This window comes from Pigmentiphaga sp., assembly GCF_019689535.1.
Classification (GTDB): domain Bacteria; phylum Pseudomonadota; class Gammaproteobacteria; order Burkholderiales; family Burkholderiaceae_B; genus Pigmentiphaga.
Genome location: NZ_JADGHH010000009.1, coordinates 14,228 through 31,154, shown reverse-complemented (window position 1 = coordinate 31,154; position 16,927 = coordinate 14,228). Strand labels below are relative to the sequence as shown.

Here is a 16,927-nt window from a genome sequence, read left to right as displayed (position 1 = left end):
GAACAGCACTCCGCCGCGTTCGAAAACCGCGCCCCCCTCTATCAAGCGGGAAAGGCCCCCGCCGCCCTCCGCACGCTCCCAGGCGTCGGCCCGAAAGGGCTGGCCTTCGAGTTCTTCGAGGCCTGCGACGATGCGAGATTGCAAATCGACGAAGTAGCTGCGGGTCAGCGAGGTGTCTATGTTCATGCCGTGCCAGAGTCTGTCGCGGCGGCGCGGCGTGCGATGGCTCGCCAGCCAATGTCGCGACGGTATTGCGCGCCGTCGAAGTGAATGGATTGCAGCACGTCGTAGGCGCGCTGCTGGGCCAATTTCACCGAATCGCCCAGCACCGTCACGCACAACACGCGTCCGCCGCTGGTCTTGACCACACCATCGCTCTCGACGGTGCCGGCATGGAACACCATGCAGTCTTCCGCTTCGGGCGGCAGGCCCGTGATGACGTCGCCGGTGCGCGGCGTGTCGGGATAGTTGGCGGCTGCCATGACCACGCCCAACGCCGTGCGGCGGTCCCAGTCGACGTTGGCTTGGTCCAGGGTGCCGGATACGGCATTTTCGAACACTTCGAGCAGATCGTTCTTGACCCGCATCATGATCGGTTGAGTTTCCGGGTCACCCATGCGGCAGTTGAATTCCAGCACCCGCACGCCGTGCGGACCGATCATCAGGCCGGCATACAGGAACCCGGTGTACGGGATGCCGTCTTTGGCCATGCCGTGGACGGTGGGCCAGATGACCTCGCGCATGATGCGTCCGTGCAGCTCGGGCGTGACGACCGGCGCGGGCGAGTAGGCGCCCATGCCCCCCGTGTTGGGGCCTTCGTCGTTGTCCTTGAGCCGCTTGTGGTCTTGGCTGGTGGCCAGCGGCAGCACGTGCTTGCCGTCGCACAGCACGATGAAGCTGGCTTCTTCGCCTTCGAGGTATTCCTCGATCACCACGCGCGCGCCGGCCTGGCCGAGCTTGCCGTCGCCAAGCATGGCGTCCACCGCGGCATGGGCCTCCTCCAGCGTGGCGGCGACCACCACCCCCTTGCCGGCGGCCAGGCCGTCGGCCTTGATCACGATGGGCGCACCTTGTGCATCGATGTAGGCGTGGGCTTCCGCGGGCACGGTGAAGGTTTGGTACTTGGCCGTCGGAATGCCGTGCCGGACCATGAAGGCCTTGGCGAAATCCTTGGAGCTCTCGAGCTGCGCGGCCGCCTTGGTGGGGCCGAAGATCTTCAGCCCCCTGGCGCGGAAAATGTCCACCACGCCGGCGGCCAGCGGCGCTTCGGGCCCGACCACGGTCAAGCCTATGCCTTCGTTCTGGGCGAAGTCGGCAAGTTCGTTCGGGTCGGTGATGGGAAGGTTCTGCAGGCGGGGTGTCAGCGCCGTGCCGCCGTTGCCGGGAGCGACGAAGACTTTCTCGGCTTTGTGAGATTTGGCCAGGCGCCAAGCCAGGGCGTGCTCGCGGCCGCCAGAGCCGATGACGAGGATTTTCATGTGTTTACTCGCCCATGACGGCTGTGGTGTAGACCTCCTGGACATCGTCCAGGGACTCCAGCGCGTCCAGTAGTTTCTGCATTTTTTCCGCGTCCTCGCCCTGGAGAACCGTTTCGTTGAGAGCCTTCATCACGATGCCGTCCATTTCGGCCTTCAGCCCCGCCCCGTCGAAGGCCCGCTTGACGGCAGCGTAGTCGGTGGGTGCACAGATCACCTCGATCACGCCTTCATCGTCGGTAATGACGTCTTCGGCGCCGGCCTCGAGGGCCAGCTCCATGACTTTGTCTTCCGAGGTGCCTGGCGCGAACAGGAACTGGCCGCAATGCTTGAACATGAAGGCGACTGAACCCTCCTGGCCGAGGTTGCCGCCATGCTTGGAGAATGCGTGCCGCACTTCGGCCACCGTGCGCGTGCGATTGTCGGTCATGCAATCGACGATGACGGCCGCGCCGCCTATCCCGTAGCCTTCGTAGCGGACCTCCTCGTAGTTATCGCCGTCGGCGCCGCCCGAGCCGCGCGTGATGGCGCGTTGGATGGTGTCCTTGGGCATGTTCGCGTCGGTCGCCTTGTCCCAAGCCAAGCGCAGGCGGGGATTGCTGTCGGGATCGGGGCCGCCGGCCCGCGCGGCCACCGTGATTTCACGTATGAGTTTGGTCCACAGCTTGCCGCGCTTGGCGTCCTGACGCCCTTTGCGGTGCTGGATGTTGGCCCATTTGCTATGTCCGGCCATGGAAATCGCTTGCGTCGTAACAGTGAAAGGTGCATTTTAGCTTGACCGGCAGGCGGGGGCTTCCGTTTGAATGTCGTCTTGCTGCCAATACCACAACCGTTACGCTATTTGCCATGTGGGCGACGGTATTTTGACAAGCGCGGCGCCTTGCCTACAGAATCGACGCCGTCCCGTCCCCGGGCATCCTGTTTAGTTTGCATAACGGAACCGACATGGCCGCCCCCATACTTCTCGCCAAGAACGCGAACACCGAACTTTTTCTCCTGCCGGCCATGGCCAACCGGCACGGATGCATTACAGGGGCCACCGGCACCGGCAAGACTGTCACCCTGCAGGTGATGGCCGAATCCTTTTCCCGAATGGGCGTGCCGGTGTTCATGGCCGACGTCAAGGGCGACCTGACGGGGATTTCCCAGCCGGGAGCCGCCACGCCCAAGCTCCAGGAGAGGCTGGAGTCGCTCGGCCTGGACATGCCGACTTGGGGCGGCAGCCCCGTGACGCTGTGGGACGTATTCGGCGAGCAGGGCCATCCGCTGCGCGCGACGGTATCCGACATGGGGCCGCTGCTGCTGGGCCGCATGCTGAACCTGAACGACACGCAAGCCGGTGTGTTGACGATGGTATTCCGGATCGCGGACGACAACGGACTGCTGCTGCTCGACCTGAAAGACCTGCGCGCCATGCTGCAGTACGTGGGCGACAACGCCGCCCAATTCAAGACGCGCTACGGCAATGTCTCGCCCGCTTCGGTGGGCGCGATCCAGCGCGGGCTGTTGGCGCTCGAGGCGCAAGGCGGGGACCGCTTCTTCGGCGAGCCGATGCTGAACATCGACGATCTCATGCAGACCGATGCGCAGGGGCGCGGGGTGGTGAACGTGCTGGCGGCCGACAAGCTCATGCAGGCGCCTACGCTCTATGCGACCTTCCTGCTGTGGCTGCTGTCCGCATTGTTCGAGCACCTGCCCGAGGCGGGCGACACCGACAAGCCGAAGTTCGTCTTCTTTTTCGACGAGGCGCACCTGTTGTTCAACGACGCGCCCAAGGCGCTGCTCGACAAGATCGAACAAGTGGTCAGGCTCATACGCTCCAAGGCGGTGGGCGTGTATTTCTGCACCCAGAACCCCCTGGACATTCCCGATACTGTGCTCGGCCAGCTCGGCAACCGGGTGCAGCACGCGCTGCGCGCCTTCACGCCACGGGACCAGAAGGCCGTCAAGGCGGCGGCCGAGACCATGAGGGCGAACCCCGGCCTCAACCTATCCGAGGCGATCACCGAGCTTGGCGTGGGCGAGGCCTTGGTTTCGCTATTGGACGAGAAGGGGCGGCCGGGCATCACGGAGCGGGCCTACATCGTCGCTCCGGGGAGCCGCATCGGTCCGGCCACCGCAGCGGAGCGCCAGGCGCTGATGACGTCGTCGCTGGTCGCGGGGGTGTACGAAAAGGTCGTGGATCGCGAATCGGCCTACGAGCTGTTGACCCGCAGGGCTGCCGGCGAGGCACCGTCCGATGCCCCGGCCCAGGCCCCGGCGCCCAAGGCCGGCAAGGCGGGGGGCTCGGCCGGCAAAGAGGATGACGGGCTGATAGGCGGCCTGCGGGACGTGTTGTTCGGGTCGACCGGCCCGCGCGGCGGGCGCCGCGAGGGTGTGCTGGAATCGGCCGCCCGCAGCGCAGTCCGCTCCATGGGAACACAGCTCGCCCGCGAACTCACCCGGGGGCTGCTGGGCTCGCTGCTTGGCAAGCGACGCTGAAGCTCTCCCGATTTCGGTTAACGCGCAGCTTGCAAGCGGGGCGGTATCCTCGCCGCAATTATCTGCATTGACAATTATTGTCTAGGCAGTAATAATGCGGATATGTCTTCTTCCTCTTCTACCAGCGCGCGGCATCTTTCCGACGAGGTCCGCAATTACGATCCGAACGACAGCGTGGGCTATCTGGTGAAGCTGGCGCATGGGTCGCTGCAGCGCGCGGTCGACACCGAGATGATGGCGCTCGACCTGACTGCCATGCAATGGGGGCCGCTGATGCTGCTCGCCATGGGCCAGGGCGAAACGGCCGCTGAGCTGGCACGCAGCAGCTGCACCGATACCGGTGCCGTCACCCGCATGCTGGATCGGCTGGAGTCGAAGGGTTTGATACGGCGGGTCCGCAGTGCGGAAGATCGCCGGGTGATCAAACTGGAGCTGACGCAGGAAGGCATGCGCGCCACGGCGCAGATCCCGGGGCGGCTGCGTCAGGCAGTCGACATGCATACGCGAGGTTTCTCCGAGGAAGAGCTGGCCCAGCTCAAGTCGTTTCTGCGCCGGATGATCGCCAACGGCGCGCACCCGGGCTGAGCCCGCGTCCGGGCAGGTCCGTGGCCCCTTTTTTTTATGCCAATAATTGCCTAAGCAGTAACAGCCATGGCAATCAAATTCAGCAAAACGTAAGCTTCCATGAAAAGATTCGTCCTAATGCCTTTGGTTCTCGCTCTCGCCGCGTGTGCCAGTGTCGATCCGGTGGACTCGCGCCGGCCGCAGCTGGTCGACGCCTCCGCGCTGGGAGCCGTCCAGGACAAGGCGGAATGGCCCGCCGAACAATGGTGGCACCGCTATGGCGATGCTCAGTTGAATGGCTTGGTCGAGGAAGCCATAGCGGGCAGCCCGTCCATCGTGATCGCCCAGGCGCGCCTGGCGCGGGCCGAGGCGGCTGTCGGCACCGCGCGGGCCAGCGGGCTGCCCCAAGTCGATGTGACCGCCAGTGCCACCCGCCAACGCTATACCGAGAACGGCTCCATCCCCCCTCCGCTTGCCGGCGGCGTGCGTACTGACTCCAGGCTGGCGTTGAATGTCAGCTATGAATTGGATTTCTGGAACCGGAACGCTTCCCTGCTGAAAGCCGCGCTTTCGGAAAGCCGGGCGGCGCAAGCCGAAAGTCGGGCCGCGACAGGTCTTCTGGCGAGCTCCATCGGCACGGCCTATTTCAATTTGCAGCGCCTGTTCGCGCAGCGCGAGGTGCTGCAGGCAGCCATCGCCCAGCGTGAGAGCGTCGCCGCGCTGACCCGGCAGCGCTACGGCTCGGGGCTCGATACCCTGGTGGAGGTCAAGCAGGCCGAGTCGGCGTTGGCCGAGGCGCGCACGCAAGCCGCGCAGGTGGACGAGAGCATCACGCTGCAGCGTAACCAGATTGCGGCCCTGGTGGGGGCAGGCCCCGAGCGGGGTGCCGCCATCGAGCCGGTGCCGCTGGCCTCGCCGTGCACGTCCGTGCCGTCGTATGTCCCGCTCGCGCTCGTAGGGCGGCGTGCCGACATCGTGGCCGCGCGATGGCGGGTGGAGGCCGCGCAGCGCAACGTCGACGTTGCCCGCGCGATGTTCTATCCCAACGTCAATCTGGCCGCCTTCGTCGGCACCTCCGCATTCGGGCTGTCCAGGCTTTTCGACTCGGGCAGCCACATCGCCGGCGTTGGGCCCGCCGTGACCTTGCCCATCTTCGAGGGAGGGCGCTTGAACGCCAACCTCCAGGGCCGGACCGCGGACGCGGATCTGGCCGTGGCGGCCTATAACCAGACCGTCCTGCATGCCGTCAATGAAGTGGCCGACACGCTTGCCTCCATACGTGCGCTCGACCGTGAAATGACCGAGCAGCGCAAGGCGCGGGAGGCCATCGAGCAGGCTTATGACCTCGCGGTCAAGCGCTATCGCGGCGGCCTCGGCAACTATTTGAGCGTGCTGACCGCGCAAAGCGCGGTGTTGACCCAGGCAAGGCTCGACGCCGACCTCAAGGCGCGCGCGCTGACCCTGGACGTGGCGCTGGCCAAGGCGCTGGGCGGCGGGGCGGAGCTGCCGCCCGGGCCAGGCGAGCCCATGGCCGCGGCCCGTCCCTAGCCGGCAAAGACAACGCTACGAATCGCTCGATATTCATTTCAAGGTTCTGATATGGAAAGCACTCAATCCGCTCCCGCCAATTCTCGCAAGAAACTGTTGCTGGGCGCAGCCGGCGTTTTTGCCGTCATCGCCGTGGCGTACGGAGCATGGTGGACCGTGGTGGCCCGCCACTACGAGCATACCGACGACGCCTACGTGCAGGGCAATCTGGTGCAGATCACGCCCCAGATGGGCGGCACGGTGGTGACCATCCACGCGGACGACACCGATTACGTGAAGGCTGGCGACGCACTTGTCATGCTGGACAAGGCCGATGCCCAGGTGGCGTTGGATCGGGCGCAGGCCGAGCTGGCCCAGACCGTGCGGCAAGTGCGCACGCTTTACGCCAACAACGGCGCCCTGAAGGCCAACATTGCGGTGCGCCAGGCCGAGGTCGAACGCGCGCGTACCGACCTGGCCAAGGCGCAGAGCGATGCCAGGCGGCGGCAGGAACTGGCCGACTCGGGCGCGGTCAGCGGCGAGGAAATGCTGCATGCGCAGACCGCGGGCGCCAACGCCAAGGCCGCGCTGGCGTCGGCGCAGGCCGCCCTCGCCGCGGCCCGGGAGCAGCTCGCCACCAATACGGCCCTTACCGATGGCACCAGCGTGGAGCAGCACCCCAATGTGCTGGCGGCCGCGGCCAAGGTTCGCGAAGCCTTCATCAACCTGTCCAGGACGTCGCTCCCGGCGCCGGTGACGGGCTACGTGGCCCGGCGCAGCGTCCAGGTCGGCCAGCGGGTCGCTCCCGGCGCCGCGCTGATGACCATCGTGCCGCTGGACCAGGTATGGGTCGACGCGAACTTCAAGGAGGTGCAGCTGGGCCGGATGCGCATCGGACAGCCGGTCACGCTGGAGGCCGATCTGTATGGCTCCAGGGTGGAATACCACGGCAAGGTTGCCGGGTTGGGGGCGGGCACCGGGAGCGCGTTCGCGCTGCTGCCCGCGCAGAACGCCACAGGCAACTGGATCAAGGTGGTGCAGCGCGTACCCGTTCGCATCGAGCTCGATCCCAAGGAGATCGAGGCTCATCCGTTGCGCGTCGGCTTGTCCATGAACGTGTCGGTGGATGTGTCCTCCACCGACGGTCCCGCGCTCGCCGAGGTTCGCCGCGCCGCGCCCGCCTATGCCACGTCCGTCATGGACCACGCGCGCGAGGATGCGGAAAAGTTGGTGGCCGCCACGATCGCGCAGCATCTTGGGGCCGGCCCGGCGGAAAGCAAGCGCACCGTGGCCAAGGCAGAGCCGCGGCACATCTCCGCCCCGGGCCGTACCAACGGCGTCGGGCCGGTGGCGGCCGTCCGCCCTGGCGCAGGCACGCTGTAGACAGTTTTCACGGGTATCTCCATGACGACCTCTGCTTCTCCATCCGCCGCCGCGCCGTTGGACCGGCACGCGGCGCCGGCGGCCCAGGCGGCGCATCCGCCGCTGCAGGGCAGCCAGCGGCTGCTCGGCACCCTTGCGCTGTCGGCCGCAGTGTTCATGAACGTGCTCGACACCTCGATTGCCAACGTATCGCTGCCGGCGATTTCGGGCGACCTGGGCGTCAGCACGAGCCAGGGAACCTGGGTCATCACCTCGTTCGCGGTGGCCAATGCAATCGCGCTGCCGCTCACCGGATGGCTCACCCTGCGCTTCGGTCAGGTACGCCTCTTTGTCGCGTCGGTGCTGCTGTTCATCATTGCATCGTGGTTGTGCGGCCTCGCCCCGAATCTGGAGTCGCTGATCGCGTTCCGGGTCCTGCAGGGGCTCGTGGCCGGTCCCATGATTCCGCTCTCCCAGACGTTGATGCTGGGCAGTTATCCGCGCGAAAAATCAGGCATGGCCCTGGCGCTGTGGTCCATGACCACGCTGGTGGCGCCGGTGGCGGGGCCGTTGCTGGGCGGATGGATTTCCGACAATTACTCCTGGCCCTGGATTTTCTACATCAATATTCCGGTGGGGCTGGTCGCGGCGTGGGTGAGCTGGGCGATCTACCGCAAACGCGAATCTCCCACCCGCAGGCTGCCGATCGACACCGTCGGGCTGGCCTTGCTGGTGACTTGGATCGCGGCCTTGCAGATCATGCTTGACAAGGGCAAGGAGCTCGACTGGTTCGCCAACAGCATGATCGTCACGCTGGCCGTGATCGCCGTGGTCGGCTTCGTCTTTTTCGTCATCTGGGAGCTGACCGACAAGCATCCCGTGGTTGACTTGCGGCTGTTCGCGGGACGCAATTTCACCGTCGGGGCGTTGACGCTTTCGGTGGCTTATGCCGTGTTTTTCGGCAACGTCGTCTTGCTGCCGTTGTGGTTGCAGACGCAGATGGGCTATACCGCCACCGACGCGGGGATGGTGACCGCGCCGGTCGGCATCCTGGCTATCGTGTTCACGCCGATCGTGGGGCGCATGCTGAGCCGCGCCGATCCGCGTGTTCTGGTGACCGTGGCATTCGGCGTATTCGCCGCGGTGAGTTTCATGCGCGCCGACTTTACGCCGCAGGCGGACATGCTGACCTTACTGGAGCCCACGCTGCTGCAGGGCGCGGGCATGGCGGCCTTTTTCGTGCCGCTGGTATCGCTGACGCTGGCAGGCCTGCCTCCCGACAAGATCGCGAGCGCCTCGGGGCTGTCGAACTTCCTGCGCATCACCGCCGGCGCGTTCGGCACCTCCATCGTCACGACCATGTGGGAAGACCGCGCCTCCATGCACCATGCACACCTGGTCGAGCACGTGACGCCCGGCAGCGCCGCGGTCTCCGACACGCTGTCGACCATGCAGGCAGCGGGCATGTCGCTGGAGCAGGCGTTGGCCTCGCTGAACAACCTCATCACCGGCCAGGCGCTGACGATGTCGGCGGTGGACATCTTCTACGGGTCAGCCGTGATCTTCCTGGTCCTGACGGCGATGGTGTGGTTTGCGCGGCCGCCCCGGCGGGGCGCCGGCGCGCCAATGGATGCGGGCGGCGCGCATTGAGGCATGCCCCCCGGGGGAGGGAAGCTCAGCGCGGCAGCCGGTCGCGGACGTAGGCCGCCACGCTGGCGAGCACCGCCGTCAGATCGGCCTGCACGCGGTCGAAATCGGCATTGCGTTCACGCGTGGCCTCGTCCATGTAGACCGGGCGCCTGACCTCGATTTGCAAGCTGTGCCTGTGCTCGGCGGGGCGTCCCATTTGCGCGATGAGCTGCACGCCCTTGTAGGGGTCGTTGCGGGCCACGGTGTAGCCCTTGTCGCGCAATGCCTCTTCGATGAGCGCGACGAACCCGGGCTCGCAAGTCGTGCCGTCCCGGTCTCCCAGGACGAAGTCGGCCAAGGGGTGATCGCTGCGCATGCCCAGCCGTTCGTAGACGTCGTTGGGCATGGAGTGCAGGTTCAGGTGCCACAGCGCACCGAAGCGCGCATAGCGCTCCTCGACGGCGCGTTCGAGTTCCGCGTGGTACGGCCGGTAGTAGGCATCGATGCGCCGCCGTACCTCTTCGACGGTGAGCTTGCGGTCGTAGATCGGCGTCTGGGCGTCCAGGCGGCTCCAGATCAATCCCTTGCCGATCCGCGTCTTCTCGGTCGGCGTGAGCGGCTCGGGCCAGGGGGCGTCGAGCAGCGCAGGGTCCAGGTCCTCCAGGGATCGGTTGGGATCAATATAGACCCGGGGGAAGGTGGCGGCGATCAGCGTGGCGCCGTATTCCGGCGCCGCGGCCCACAGGGCCTCCACATGCGTGTCCTCGCCCTGGCGCAGTCGCGCCAAGGGCACGGCTGCGCCGAAGTCCGGAGGGTAGTGGGTGCCGCTGTGGGGCGAATCGCACACCAGCGGCAGGACCGGGCCCGTCGGGTCGCGCCGCACCACGGGCGGCGGTATTAGGTCGGCCATGCTTATTGCGCCTGGATGTTGGCCGCCTTGGCCACCTTGGCGTAGCGTTCGAGCGCTTGGTCGATCTGCTTGGCAAATTCCGCGGGCGTGGTGGGGACGAGAGTTCCGCCGACGTCTTCTGCGCGCTTGCGGAAGTCAGGATCATCCATGGCCTTGCGTACGGCCTGGTTCAGGCGCGTGATGACCGATTCGGGCGTTCCGGCCGGAGCAACCAGGCCGAACCAGCCGCCGGTGCCCATTTCAGGGAAGCCCAATTCCGCGTAGGTCGGAACGTCGGGCAGCAGCGGCGAGCGTTGGGCCGCGAGCAGGGCCAGCGGCCGTAGGCGGCCGCTCTGCAGGTTGGGCAGCGTGGACGACAGGTTGTCGGTGATGGCATTGACCTGGCCGGCCAGTGCGTCGTTCAGCGCCGGACCTGCACCACGGTAAGGCACGTGCAACAGCTTGATGCCCGCAAGCATCATGAAGTTCTCGATGTTGGCGTGGCCCAGCGAGCCGACGCCGGGAGATGCAAAGGAGTATTTCATCGGGTTGGCCTTGGCCAGCGCAATGAACTCCTTCATGGTCTTGGCCGGAACGGAAGGATGCACCGCGAAGACGCTCGGGATGGACAGCACGTTGGCGATGGGCGCGAAGTCCTTGCGGGCGTCATATTTCAGGTTGGTGAAAATGGCAGGGTTGGCGCCGTGGGTGCTGACCGTGGCCATGCCGATGGTGTAGCCGTCGGCCGGCGCGCGGGCCACCATTTCCATTCCGATGGCGCCGCCGGCACCGCCCTTGTTTTCGACGACGATCGGTTGCTTGAGATCGCGGCCGGCATACTCGGCAATCAGCCGGGCGACGATGTCCGTGGAGCCGCCAGGGGCGAAGGGCACGATCAGGCGGATCGGACGCGAAGGATACGCGTCGGCGGCGTGGGCGGCAGTGCTCACTAATGCGGCGCTGACTGCGGTGAGAACGAGGCGCAGGGGGGACATGGTTGGCTCCGTTGCGAAGTAAGGAAACGTAAGAAAAACGATGTCCCCAGTGTCAGGAATTTACGCAGGCATCACAAACGACTATATTTCACCCCAGCATTACCTTTGGTAATGCTGGAGCCGGTCATGCGCCTTCATTCGCCTTCCATGTCCGAGCTGCACGCCTTCGTCACCGCGGCGCAGCTTGGCAGTTTCACCAAAGCCGCCCAGGTGCTGTGCGTAACCCAGGGCGCCATCAGCCGTGCCATTGCGCGCCTGGAGGAGCACTTCGGGCAGCCCTTGATGGCGCGCAGCGCCCACGGCGTAGCATTGACCGAGGCCGGCCGGCGCCTGGTGGAAGCAACGGCAGCGCCGCTTCAGGCCATCGAGTCGGTCAGCGCCGAACTGCGGGCCGCTTCCCGTCGCAATCAGTTGAACCTGGCGGTCATTCCTACGCTGGCCAGCGTATGGCTGGTGCCCCGCCTGCCGGATTTCCACCAGCGGCATCCCGATATCGAGCTGACCTTCAGCGCCTATCGGCGGGACGAGGATTTCTCGGGGGCCATGCCCGATGCCGCCATCCTGAGCGGCACGCCGGAACAATGGCCCCACTGGCAATGCGACTACGTGATCGGCAAGGAGATCGCGGTCATCTGCCATCCCGATCGCCTCGCCGCGCGCCGTGCGCAAGGCAAATGGTCGCACCCGGCCGAATTGCTGGGCGAGCCGCTGCTTTATCACACAAACGCCCGGGGGAACTGGCCGTACTGGTTCCAGGCGGTAGGGGTGGAAGGCACTCCTCACCTGGCCAACGGCTTTGACCAGGTGTCCATCCTGTTGCGCGCGGTCATGGCCGACATGGGGCTGGCGGTACTGCAGCGGTGCCTGATCCGTGCCGAGGTCGAGTCGGGTCAGGTGGTCATCCCATTCGATGTGCCGGTCGCATTGCCGCGCGGTTATGTGCTGTGCACGCCCATGCAGCGTCGGGATCACCCGGCGCTCTCGGCGTTTCGGGCCTGGCTGCTGGAGACGGCAGCCAAGGAGCCGCTATGAGGGCGACGAAACGCCTCGCTGCGCTGGGGGTGGCCCTGGCGGTGCTGGTGCAGGGCTGCGCGTCGGTCGGCAACGGGCCGGGTAGGTTGGAGATCGATACTTCCATCAGCGCGCGCAGCCAGGGGAGCCGCGTACGCTTCATCGTGCTGCATTACACGGTCTCGAATAAGGAGCGTGCGCTCGAGTTACTCAGCCGCGGCGAGGTCAGCAGTCATTACCTGGTGACCGACGATGATCCGCCGCGCGTGTATCGGCTGGTGGATGAGGATCGCGCCGCATGGCACGCCGGGCAGAGCGAGTGGCAGGGTTACACCTGGCTCAACCGCACCTCCATTGGCATCGAGATCGTCAACCGCGGCCCCATCGGCACGGCGCCGGATGGCACGACTCAGTGGCAACCTTATAAGCCGACGCAGATCGAAGTCGTCAAGCAGCTCGTGCGCGACATCGCCCGACGGCATGACATCGCGCCCGAAAATATCGTCGGCCACAGCGACGTAGCCCCTTTGCGCAAGCAGGACCCGGGGCCGATGTTCCCTTGGCGTGAGCTAGCCCGCGCCGGAATAGGGCGCTGGTATGACGAGACCGCCGCGCAGGCGATGCGCGAGCGCTTCGAAGCCCAGGGCTTGCCGGACATCGCCTGGGCGCAGCTGCAGCTTGCGAGGCTGGGTTACGGCGTGCCGCGCACGGGCATTTGGGATGCGGAAACCCGGGCCGTGCTCGCCGCGTTCCAGATGCATTACCGTCCCAGCCGGTACGATGGTGTTTTCGATGCCGAGACGGCAGGCATACTGGCCGCGCTGGTGGCCGCTTCCGGCGGCGGGGCCGCGGCGCCGGGCGGTTAACGGCGCGCGCCGGATATCAGTTCTTCGTGCCGAACAGCCGGTCGCCGGCGTCGCCCAGGCCGGGGACGATGTAGGCGTGGTCGTCCAGGTAGTCGTCCAGCGCCGCCAGGTACATCGGGACGTCCGGATGGTGGTCGCAGTAGACGCGCATGCCCTCGGGCGAGGCCACGAGCGCGACGAAGATGATGTGGGAAGCCGGCACCCCCCGTTTCTTGAGCACTTCGACCGCGTGCGCGGCGGAGTAGCCCGTGCCTACCATGGGGTCGCAAAGAATGAAGGTGCGCCCTTCGATTTCGGGCAGGCGCACCAAGTATTCGACCGGGCGATGTTGTTCGTCGCGGTACAGGCCGATGTGTCCGACCCGCGCCGACGGGACGAGGTCTAGCAGCCCGTCGGCCATTCCGCTACCGGCACGCAGCACGGGGACGATCGCGAGCTTCTTGCCCGCAATGACGGGGGCGTCCATGGGCGTCATGGGCGTGTCGATGGCACGCAGCTCGAGCGGAAGATTGCGCGTGACCTCATAGCCCATGAGCAGGGAGATTTCCCTGAGCAATTCCCGGAACGTCCGCGTGGACGTATGTTTGTCCCGCATGTGCGTCAGCTTGTGCTGGATCAGCGGGTGGTCGAGGATGAACAGGTTGGGAAAGCGCGGATCGGTCTTCACATGCTTACCTTGCGGTTGGGACGGACGCCGCCGCATAGCGCGGTGCGGGAATTATTTTCCGCGATTGTATGCGCGATTAGAATGCGGCAAGAACATTGGCGACTAAGGAGATTGGGATGCCCAAGGCAATTCGGATCGAGCAGCATGGCGGGCCAGAGGTGCTCAAGTTGGTGGACGTCGACGTGCCCAAGCCCGGTCCGGGCGAGGTCAGGATCCGGCAGCATGCAGTGGGCCTGAACTTCATCGATATTTACTTCCGCACCGGGCTGTATCCGACCAAACTGCCGGCCGTGCTGGGGTTCGAGGCGGCCGGCGTGGTAGATGCGGTCGGCCCCAAAGTCCGGCACCTGAAGGTGGGCGATCGGGTCGCATACGGCCAGAGCCCGCTCGGCGCGTATGCCGAGGTCCGTAACATGCCGGCTTTCCAGGTCGTCAAGATTCCGGACTCCATCAGTTTCGAAGAAGCCGCGGCCATCATGCTCAAAGGCCTGACGGTGCAGTATCTGTTCCGGCAGACCTACCGCTTACAGGGGCATGAAACCATTCTCTTCCACGCGGCGGCCGGCGGCGTCGGATTGATCGCGTGCCAGTGGGCGAAGGCGCTGGGCGTAAAATTGATCGGTACCGTCTCCTCCGCCGAGAAGGCGGCGCTGGCCAAGGCCAATGGCGCATGGCGGGTCATCGACTACACGAAGGAAAATGTGGTCGAGCGCGTGCTCGAGCTCACCAAGGGCAAGAAAGTGCCCGTCGTGTACGACGGCGTGGGCAAAGACACCTGGGAGACCTCGCTCGACTGCCTGCAGCAGCGCGGCCTCATGGTGAGCTTCGGCAATGCGTCCGGAGCGGTCACGGGCGTCAATCTGGGTATCCTGGCGCAAAAAGGGTCATTGTTCGTGACCCGGCCCACCGTGGCGCACCACGTGGATACGCTCGAGAAAATGCAGCAGGCAGCATCCGAATTGTTCGAGTTGGTGGTTGCCGGCAAGATCAAGCCGCGGATCGAGCAACGCTTCAAGCTCGAGGAAGTCGCGTTGGCGCACGAGTCATTGGCCGCGCGCAAGACGACGGGGTCGACGGTGCTGACGCTGTGATCCGGCGGCATGCCTGCCGGGCAGGCAGGGCATCGCATCTAAGCTAAGGAAAGTTGTTGATGAAATGGGTCATCGTCGCGCTGTACTTGAGCGCCATCGGTTATGTGCACTTCCGGGGCAAGGTCCGGATGCGGTTCTTGAGGCAGCTGTTCGACCACTCCTCCATCGTGGCGCCGATCAACGCCTTTATGTATCTGTTCTCGAAGGTGCCTGCGGTGCCTTATATCTCGGCGGAGCAGCTACCGGGCTTGAAGGTCCTCGACGACAACTGGGAGGTTATTCGCGATGAGGCCGTGCGCCTGCGGGATGCGCAGCGCATTCGCGCTGCGGAAAAGAACAACGACGCCGGCTTCAACTCCTTCTTCAAGTCAGGATGGAAGCGGTTTTACCTGAAGTGGTACGAAGCCCAGCATCCTTCGGCGCATGAATACTGCCCGCGCACCGTCGAGATCCTGCGGGGAATACCGGAGGTCAAGGCGGCGATGTTCGCAGAGCTGCCGCCGGGCGCCAAGCTGAATCCGCATCGGGATCCGTTCGCCGGCTCGCTGCGCTATCACTTGGGGTTGGAGACGCCGAACGACGATCGCTGTTTCATCGAAGTGGACGGGCAGCGCTACAGCTGGCGCGACGGGCAGAGCGTGGTATTCGACGAGACCTTCATCCACTGGGCGGAGAACGGCACTGACCGGGATCGCATCATTTTGTTCTGCGACGTGGAGCGGCCGCTTCGCTATCGGTGGGCCCAGGCGTTCAACCGGTGGATGGGGCGCAAGGTGTTGACCGCGGCCAGCTCTCCCAATGAAGAGGGCGACAAGACCGGCCTGATCAATAAGTTGTTTTACGTGGTGTGGGTCGCGGGCCAGTATCGACGCAAGTTCAAGAATTGGAACCGCACTGCGTACCGCGTGACGAAGGCGGCGCTCATCGTCGGCGTCGTTGCATTGATCATCTACCTCTGATCGTTCCATTCATCGGGTCGCGTCGAGTGGGCGTTGGCCCAACCTAGGCTTGGCTCCCCCCGCACCCAGCGGGAAGGAGCCTTTTTCATTGCTGCCCTCACAGGCCACGAGACCGGGCATACCACCCCAGGCTGAGCCCGATGGCGGCGCAGGTTGCCATCAGGGGCAGGGCCCGGGACCAGTCGGGATCCGCCCCCGACACCGTGACCGCCCAGGTCACCAGTGGCGCGGCCGCAAACTGCCCGAGGTTAGAGCCTTGCAAAAAGAGGCCTTGCAGGCTGGCCATCTGGTCCGGCGCCTTGGCCAGGCGCACGGCGGCCGAGAGCGTGGCCGCAGGCAGAATGCCTCCGATCAGGTTGAGGCTGATGCAGGCCGCAAAGCGCGCGGCATCCGGTAGCCATTCCCAGAATATCGCGCATGCCGACAGGCCGACAACGACGTGGGCCGTGATGATCAAGGCGCTGCCGCGTATGCCTCGTTGGAGCAGTGAGGCGCCCAGCACCGATCCGCCTGCGTTGAAGATGATCGCTGCCGCGGTAAGCATGGAAGCGGTCCGCAGCGACACACCCCGCTCCTGGATGGCCCAGGTGGGGAGAAACGTCATGACGGTAAAGAACTGGATGGCGTAAAACGTGAATGAAAGCGCCAATACCCACGGGGCGACCTGGCGCAATCCACCCGTCAGCTTGCGCCAGTCGAGCGACTGTGAAGCCGGGGCGGGGCTGGCGTAACGCGACCGCCATAGCACCATCCATAGGGCGCAGATTCCCGTGAGGGCTGCGATAAGGGTCCACAGCATGCGCCAATGCCCACCCTGGAGCAGCAAGGGGGCGGTGAGCAGCGCCAGGCTGATGCCGAGCGGCATGTACGCGGACCAGAGCGCGAGCACCATGCGGGATTGCTGTGGAGTGCTCAGCCCCGCCAGCAATGCGGGAACCGAGACGACGATGGCGATCTGGCCCGTTCCCTCGAGAATCCGGCTCAGGAGCAGGACGCCGTAGCCATCGGAGGCTGCACCCAGCAGTCCCCCCGTCGCCAGCGCGCAAAGCCCTCCGACCGTGAAACGCCATGCGCCGACTCTCCCCGACGCCAGGCCCATGACGGCGGCGCACAGGGTGGCGATGGTGCTGAATAGCGAGACGACCCAGCCGACCTCCCTGAGGTTCAACCCCAAGTCCTGTTGCAGTAGCGGAAGCGCGGGGGGCATTTTCCCGACGCACAACGCGACGAGGATGCCGCAAGTGATGCCGAGCGCAACGCCGGGCCAGTCGGTCAATGCGCGCGGCGAGATGGGGGCGTTTGTTTTTGTCTGCATGCAGGCTTGACTCCGATTTTCTTATGGAGGGGTGACCCAAAGTCAGGCGTAAGGCACATTGTTGGTGCAAATGAGCATTTATCAGCCAAATTGAGG

Annotated in this window: 16 protein-coding genes; 9 read left to right on the top strand and 7 right to left on the bottom strand. The window is 65.3% G+C overall.

All coding sequences use genetic code 11. The features are described 5' to 3' along the window. From IRZ12_RS01725 to IRZ12_RS01715, 3 genes are all read right to left on the bottom strand, one after another. The coding region (locus IRZ12_RS01725; protein ID WP_296463454.1) for a coproporphyrinogen III oxidase at positions 1-186 on the bottom strand (186 nt) is incomplete at its 3' end. Then, the gene (purD, locus tag IRZ12_RS01720) at positions 183-1,478 is read right to left on the bottom strand and encodes a phosphoribosylamine--glycine ligase (protein WP_296463452.1); all 1,296 of its coding nucleotides are present in this window, start codon (positions 1,476-1,478) and stop codon (positions 183-185) included. The genes purD and IRZ12_RS01725, both read right to left, overlap by 4 nt. A 4-nt stretch (positions 1,479-1,482) precedes the next feature. Beyond that, positions 1,483-2,208, bottom strand: coding sequence for a YebC/PmpR family DNA-binding transcriptional regulator (locus IRZ12_RS01715; RefSeq protein ID WP_296463450.1), 726 nt, complete (start codon positions 2,206-2,208; stop codon positions 1,483-1,485). Between the two features lie 212 nt (positions 2,209-2,420). On the opposite strand from IRZ12_RS01715, the gene IRZ12_RS01710 reads away from it, so the two are divergent. The 5 genes from IRZ12_RS01710 to IRZ12_RS01690 all read left to right on the top strand — a co-directional run bounded on the left by IRZ12_RS01710 (position 2,421) and on the right by IRZ12_RS01690 (position 9,059). Next, on the top strand, positions 2,421-3,956 hold the full coding sequence (locus IRZ12_RS01710; RefSeq protein ID WP_296463448.1) for a helicase HerA-like C-terminal domain-containing protein: 1,536 nt from the start codon (positions 2,421-2,423) through the stop codon (positions 3,954-3,956). A gap of 102 nt (positions 3,957-4,058) precedes the next feature. Continuing rightward, the gene (locus IRZ12_RS01705; RefSeq protein ID WP_296463446.1) at positions 4,059-4,541 is read left to right on the top strand and encodes a MarR family winged helix-turn-helix transcriptional regulator; all 483 of its coding nucleotides are present in this window, start codon (positions 4,059-4,061) and stop codon (positions 4,539-4,541) included. A 117-nt stretch (positions 4,542-4,658) separates the two neighbouring features. Beyond that, positions 4,659-6,068, top strand: a complete 1,410-nt coding sequence (locus tag IRZ12_RS01700) for an efflux transporter outer membrane subunit (protein ID WP_296463443.1) — start codon at positions 4,659-4,661, stop codon at positions 6,066-6,068. 51 nt (positions 6,069-6,119) lie between these two features. After that, positions 6,120-7,430 (top strand): EmrA/EmrK family multidrug efflux transporter periplasmic adaptor subunit, encoded by a 1,311-nt coding sequence (locus IRZ12_RS01695; RefSeq protein WP_296463442.1) that lies wholly within the window; start codon positions 6,120-6,122, stop codon positions 7,428-7,430. A 21-nt stretch (positions 7,431-7,451) separates the two neighbouring features. Then, positions 7,452-9,059, top strand: coding sequence for a DHA2 family efflux MFS transporter permease subunit (locus IRZ12_RS01690; protein ID WP_296463440.1), 1,608 nt, complete (start codon positions 7,452-7,454; stop codon positions 9,057-9,059). 25 nt (positions 9,060-9,084) lie between these two features. Here the strand turns inward: IRZ12_RS01690 and IRZ12_RS01685 are convergent, their stop codons facing one another. Continuing rightward, positions 9,085-9,948, bottom strand: coding sequence for an N-formylglutamate amidohydrolase (locus IRZ12_RS01685; protein WP_296463439.1), 864 nt, complete (start codon positions 9,946-9,948; stop codon positions 9,085-9,087). 2 nt (positions 9,949-9,950) lie between these two features. Continuing rightward, on the bottom strand, positions 9,951-10,922 hold the full coding sequence (locus IRZ12_RS01680; RefSeq protein WP_296463436.1) for a tripartite tricarboxylate transporter substrate binding protein BugE: 972 nt from the start codon (positions 10,920-10,922) through the stop codon (positions 9,951-9,953). 126 nt (positions 10,923-11,048) lie between these two features. Here IRZ12_RS01680 and IRZ12_RS01675 point away from each other — a divergent pair, with 126 nt between their 5' ends. Continuing rightward, complete coding sequence (locus IRZ12_RS01675; protein ID WP_296463435.1) at positions 11,049-11,954, top strand: LysR substrate-binding domain-containing protein; 906 nt, start codon at positions 11,049-11,051, stop codon at positions 11,952-11,954. Further along, positions 11,951-12,799, top strand: a complete 849-nt coding sequence (locus tag IRZ12_RS01670) for an N-acetylmuramoyl-L-alanine amidase (RefSeq protein WP_296463433.1) — start codon at positions 11,951-11,953, stop codon at positions 12,797-12,799. Before IRZ12_RS01675 ends, IRZ12_RS01670 begins: the two co-directional genes overlap by 4 nt. A gap of 16 nt (positions 12,800-12,815) precedes the next feature. On the opposite strand, the gene upp is transcribed toward IRZ12_RS01670, so the two are convergent. Beyond that, the gene (gene upp / locus IRZ12_RS01665) at positions 12,816-13,466 is read right to left on the bottom strand and encodes a uracil phosphoribosyltransferase (protein WP_296463432.1); all 651 of its coding nucleotides are present in this window, start codon (positions 13,464-13,466) and stop codon (positions 12,816-12,818) included. Between the two features lie 116 nt (positions 13,467-13,582). Here upp and IRZ12_RS01660 point away from each other — a divergent pair, with 116 nt between their 5' ends. Together IRZ12_RS01660 and lpxO are read left to right on the top strand one after the other, a co-directional pair. Continuing rightward, a complete protein-coding gene (locus IRZ12_RS01660; protein ID WP_296463430.1) occupies positions 13,583-14,557 on the top strand; it encodes a quinone oxidoreductase in 975 nt (324 codons plus the stop codon). Positions 14,558-14,613: 56 nt separating this feature from the next. Then, complete coding sequence (gene lpxO, locus IRZ12_RS01655) at positions 14,614-15,516, top strand: lipid A hydroxylase LpxO (RefSeq protein WP_296463428.1); 903 nt, start codon at positions 14,614-14,616, stop codon at positions 15,514-15,516. A gap of 97 nt (positions 15,517-15,613) precedes the next feature. Here the strand turns inward: lpxO and IRZ12_RS01650 are convergent, their stop codons facing one another. After that, positions 15,614-16,831, bottom strand: a complete 1,218-nt coding sequence (locus IRZ12_RS01650) for a CynX/NimT family MFS transporter (protein ID WP_296463426.1) — start codon at positions 16,829-16,831, stop codon at positions 15,614-15,616. Between the last annotated feature and the right edge of the window lie 96 nt (positions 16,832-16,927).